The organism is Streptococcus sp. GMD4S (assembly GCF_000296955.1).
In genome coordinates this window covers 1-4,485 of record NZ_AJRE01000101.1, presented here as the reverse complement: position 1 = coordinate 4,485, position 4,485 = coordinate 1, and the positions used below count along the sequence as shown (strand labels likewise).

Annotated in this window: 4 protein-coding genes and 1 pseudogene; 1 reads left to right on the top strand and 4 read right to left on the bottom strand. The window is 42.9% G+C overall.

Going from position 1 to position 4,485, the window contains the following annotated elements; all coding sequences use genetic code 11:
- From GMD4S_RS07115 to GMD4S_RS07105, 3 genes and pseudogenes are all read right to left on the bottom strand, one after another.
- A pseudogene (locus tag GMD4S_RS07115) lies at window positions 1-221 on the bottom strand (lantibiotic ABC transporter permease); the annotation flags it as partial.
- Window positions 221-1,009, bottom strand: a complete 789-nt coding sequence (locus GMD4S_RS07110) for an ABC transporter permease (RefSeq protein WP_000665377.1) — start codon at window positions 1,007-1,009, stop codon at window positions 221-223. The gene GMD4S_RS07110 and the pseudogene GMD4S_RS07115, both read right to left, overlap by 1 nt.
- Window position 1,010: 1 nt before the next feature.
- The gene (locus GMD4S_RS07105; protein ID WP_000400161.1) at window positions 1,011-1,718 is read right to left on the bottom strand and encodes an ABC transporter ATP-binding protein; all 708 of its coding nucleotides are present in this window, start codon (window positions 1,716-1,718) and stop codon (window positions 1,011-1,013) included.
- Between the two features lie 283 nt (window positions 1,719-2,001).
- On the opposite strand from GMD4S_RS07105, the gene GMD4S_RS07100 reads away from it, so the two are divergent.
- Window positions 2,002-2,484 (top strand): S-ribosylhomocysteine lyase, encoded by a 483-nt coding sequence (locus GMD4S_RS07100; RefSeq protein ID WP_000032544.1) that lies wholly within the window; start codon window positions 2,002-2,004, stop codon window positions 2,482-2,484.
- A gap of 59 nt (window positions 2,485-2,543) precedes the next feature.
- On the opposite strand, the gene GMD4S_RS07095 is transcribed toward GMD4S_RS07100, so the two are convergent.
- Window positions 2,544-4,485 (bottom strand): ATP-dependent Clp protease ATP-binding subunit (locus GMD4S_RS07095; protein ID WP_000292005.1); only part of this gene is annotated, 1,942 nt, incomplete at its 5' end.

Sequence of the window (4,485 nt, the reverse complement as noted above, 5' to 3'; positions counted from 1 at the left end):
TGGGCAAAATAGAGGGAAGTAAAGATGACGATGACAGGCTGCGCCAGATAGAGAGCATGCAAAGCTTCACTCAGAGCCTTTGTCTGGCCAACTGCTGTCTGACTGTAGTCAAGATTCATCAGAAAAAAAGGAACGACTACCAGAGCCACAAAGGCGGCACCAAGAACGAGATAGTAAGAACGAAACTTAATCCATTCACTTTTAAGCAGAGCTTTTATCATCAGTAGCGTCCTCCTAAATCCGTCTTCAAAAAGCGCAGAGAGGCCATGACGCCGATGACTAGCAACCATACGCTTATTATCAAGAGTCCTTGCAAGGGATTGTTGGCATATTGGGAAGTTGGCGTTGCAGCAAACAACTCTACTGCTGGCTGTGGCAAATATGCCCCCCAACTCGTGTGAGCAGCTAGGTAGTTTCCCAGATTATAGATCTGGGGTACGAGAAATAGCAGAGGAACTAGCATGGTCCGAGCCAATAAACCTAACAAAAATGAAAGGATCCCCAAGAGGGTTAGAGATAAGGTTTTCCACAAAATCAAACTCCAAGCTGCCTGATTGAGCAAAATCGGATCAAGCCCTTCCTTTCCTAAAGCCAGATGCATGACCATATAGCTCAAATAAATGGATAACAAGCTAATGATGAGTGAAAACAAACCAAAGGTCAATATTTTCCCCATAAGTAGCTTCAAGCGGTTATTACAAGCCAATAGACTGGTTCGCAAGCTATGAGACTGAAATTCCATAGCTCCCAAAATTCCAGCTAAAATGACCAAAACCATGACCGCCATAGAAGCCCCGTTGAGACCTAGATATTCCAGCGGATCAATGGCGTTTATCAGATTAGGAACCGTCTCAGGTGTAGCATCCAAGCCGATAGACAGATATTGTCGGCCCTCCAACCAGGATACGACAGGCACCAATAGTAGCATGAAGGCCACACTCACTTTGAAAGCCTTGATTGATCGGATTTTCAACCATTCTGAATGCAATAAGGACATCGTCTCTTTCATCTTAAACCTCCTCTGTTAAGTCGAAGAAGAGCTCTTCTAAACTATCTGTTCCTTGTAATACATCTTCTAGCGTTCCCTGTTCGATAATTTGCCCATGATGAATCAAGACTACATCATCTGTTACCATTTGTACCTCAGACAGGATATGAGAGGATAGAAGGACGGTTTTCCCAAAATCAGCCTGCTGGCGAATGAACCTTCTAAACCACTTAATCCCACTTGGATCTAGTCCATTAGTCGGCTCATCTAATATAAGAAACTGAGGATCACCTAGTAAAGCTACTGCCAACCCCAGGCGCTGCCCCTCTCCTAGAGACAGGCTTGATAAGAAATCCTTTTTCTTATGAGCGATCCCAGTCATATCCAATACCTCATCAATCCGAAACTTCGGAATAGCATTACTTGCAGCAATAATATGCAGATGGTCGTAAACCTTTCTATTTGGCAGACCTCCAATACCGTCAAAAGCTGCACCTACTGTTTTGAGAGGATAAATCATTGACTGATAGGTTTGTCCATCAAAAGTCGCAGTTCCTGCTGTCGCCCGATCTAAGCCCAAGAGAATCCTCAAGGTCGAGCTTTTTCCTGCACCATTATGTCCTAGAAAAGCCGTAATGCGACCACTCCTAGCTGTAAAAGAAATATCCTTTAAAATTTGCTTGTCTCCATATTTTTTAGAAACACGATCAATTTTTACAATATGTTCCATACTGAACTCCTTTATCTTTATTTTCTCCAGTATACCCAATCTAGTTCAGAATTAGTTCAGAGATTAAACAGAAATTTCAGAAAAAGTTGATCCACTTTTCAAAAGTCACCTGAGTTCCACTAGAAAAACTAAACTTTTCTTTCACAAGGTATTCTTCTCTCCATTCTTTCTTTATAATTCTGAGGTTTATGTATAGAGACTTTATTATAAAAAGTCATTTATCAAACTCCATCAACAGCACCCTTTATGTTATAATGAAAGAAGAAAACTGAAAGGATTTACCATGTCAAAAGAAGTTATTGTTGAAAGTTTTGAACTTGACCACACCATTGTTAAAGCACCTTATGTTCGCTTGATTGGGGAAGAAACGGGGCCAAAGGGAGACATCATCTCCAACTTTGATATTCGCTTGGTACAGCCAAATGAAGACTCTATCCCTACTGCTGGGCTTCACACTATCGAACACCTCTTGGCCAAACTCATCCGTACCCGAATTGACGGCATGATTGACTGTTCACCATTTGGTTGTCGCACAGGCTTCCACATGATTATGTGGGGTCGCCATACCAGTGCTGAAATTGCAGCTGTTATCAAGGATTCGCTCAAGGAAATTGCTGAAACCACTACTTGGGAAGATGTCCCTGGAACAACCATCGAATCTTGCGGAAACTACAAGGACCACAGCCTCTTTTCTGCTAAAGAATGGGCAAAACTCATCCTGGAACAAGGAATCTCAGATGATGCCTTTGAGCGCCATGTCATCTAAACACAAAAAGGAACCAGCTTTTAGCTAGTTCCTTCTTTTTTTATTCTCAAAATCTTGAGTTAGGCTTTTTCACGAATAACCAAAACGCCATCTTCCATATCTGCTTCCAAATGTTTAGCATCTAGATGATCCAAGTGGAAGTCCGTCACCTTATCACGAATTTGTTGTTCAACCACGCGACGGAGAGGACGAACACCCATAACTTCGTCATAGCCTTCTTCTGTGATAAAGTCCTTAGCTGCTTGGCTGACTTCCAAATCAATGTCTTTCTTAGCCAAGGTTTGGTTGACTTCAGCCAACATCAAGTCCACAATCTTAGAAAGGTCTTCCTTATTCAAGTGTGAGAACTCGATAACTGCGTTAAAGCGGTTAAGGAATTCTGGACGGAAGTATGGTTTCAAACGATCCATTAATTCTGGTTTATCTGCATCTTCTGTCAAGTTAGCTTCATAGCCAAATCCAGCATTTGATGTCGCGATAATGACCGTGTTCTTGAAGTTCACTGTATTTCCTTGACCATCAGTCAAACGACCGTCATCCAAGACCTGAAGGAGAAGGGTGATTACTTGAGGATCCGCCTTTTCAATTTCGTCCAAGAGAATGATAGAGTAAGGATTACGACGAACACGTTCTGTCAAAGTATTGCTATTGTCATCATAACCCACATAACCTGCTGTTGTACCGATTAACTTAGATACAGCTGTGCGGTCACTGTATTCAGACATATCCAAACGAATGATAGCATCCTTAGTTCCAAACATATCCAGTGCCAATTGCTTAGCGAGCTCGGTCTTACCAACCCCAGTTGGACCTACAAAGAGGAAGCTACCGATTGGGCGATTGCCTTCATCAAAACCAGCACGGTTACGACGAATAGCACGAGCCACTGCTTCTACTGCCTTGTCTTGGCCGATAACCTTGTGTTCCAAACGATGAGCCATATCTTTTAGGCGTTCGATATCAGATGCCCCCATTTGAGAAACTGGGATACCAGTCATACGCTCTACGGACTCGGCCACATCATTGACAGTGGCAGTCACTTTCATGTCTTCTGTGTGGTTTTCGACTTTTTTCTCTAATTCTGCAATGCGAGTTTTAGCATTGAGAGCTGCTTCAAAGTCTTCTGCCTCAACTGCTTTTTCTTGCTTGTCTTTTTCTGCCTCAATTTCCCGTTCAACAGCATGCACATCTGTTACAGGATGTTGAGCTGCCAAGTGAGCAGCCGTTACGTCTACAAGGTCAATAGCCTTATCTGGCAAGCTACGTTGAGGAATGTATTGGATAGAATAATCCACTGCTGCTTTCAAGACTTCGTCTGGCAAGATGACATTGTGGTGTTGTTGATAGAGGTCACGAATCCCTTGAAGGATTTTAAAGGTATCCTCTGCTGAAGGAGCATTGACCTTGACTTCGTTGAAACGACGAGCAAGAGCTGCATTTTTCAAGATGGTGTTACGGTATTCGTCTTGAGTTGTCGCTCCAATAACGGTCAATTCACCACGAGAGAGAGCTGGCTTGAGAATGTCCGCAAGCCCTTTAGAACCACTGTCTCCTCCGATTGAGCCAGCGCCAAGGATTTGGTGAATTTCATCAAAGAAGAGGATAATATTCCCTGCTTCTTTCACCTCATTGACTAGATTTTGAACGTTTTCTTCAAAGCTACCACGGTATTGAGTACCAGCCTCAAGACCTGAGATATCAATAGAAATAATTTCCTTGTTCTTGATGGCAGCCGGAACATCTCCATTCACAATAGCTTGTGCTAGACCTTCGACAACGGCTGTCTTACCAACACCTGCATCTCCGACCAAAACAGGATTATTTTTCGTACGACGCGAGAGGATTTCAGATGTTTCTTGAATTTCCTTGTTTCGTCCAATAACAGGATCCAACTTGCCTTCACGAGCTTCCGCTGTCAAGTTACGACCTAGTTTAGCAAGGACACCGTCTTGTTTCATACCTGAAGCGTGTTGTTGCATTTGTGCATCAGATTCTGCATTA

What these genes read in the sequence shown, in the direction of transcription:
- GMD4S_RS07110 (WP_000665377.1), bottom strand. Translation starts at nt 1,009, where the DNA reads ATGAAAGAGACGATGTCCTTATTGCATTCAGAATGGTTGAAAATCCGA.
- GMD4S_RS07105 (WP_000400161.1), bottom strand. Translation starts at nt 1,718, where the DNA reads ATGGAACATATTGTAAAAATTGATCGTGTTTCTAAAAAATATGGAGAC.
- GMD4S_RS07100 (WP_000032544.1), top strand. Translation starts at nt 2,002, where the DNA reads ATGTCAAAAGAAGTTATTGTTGAAAGTTTTGAACTTGACCACACCATT.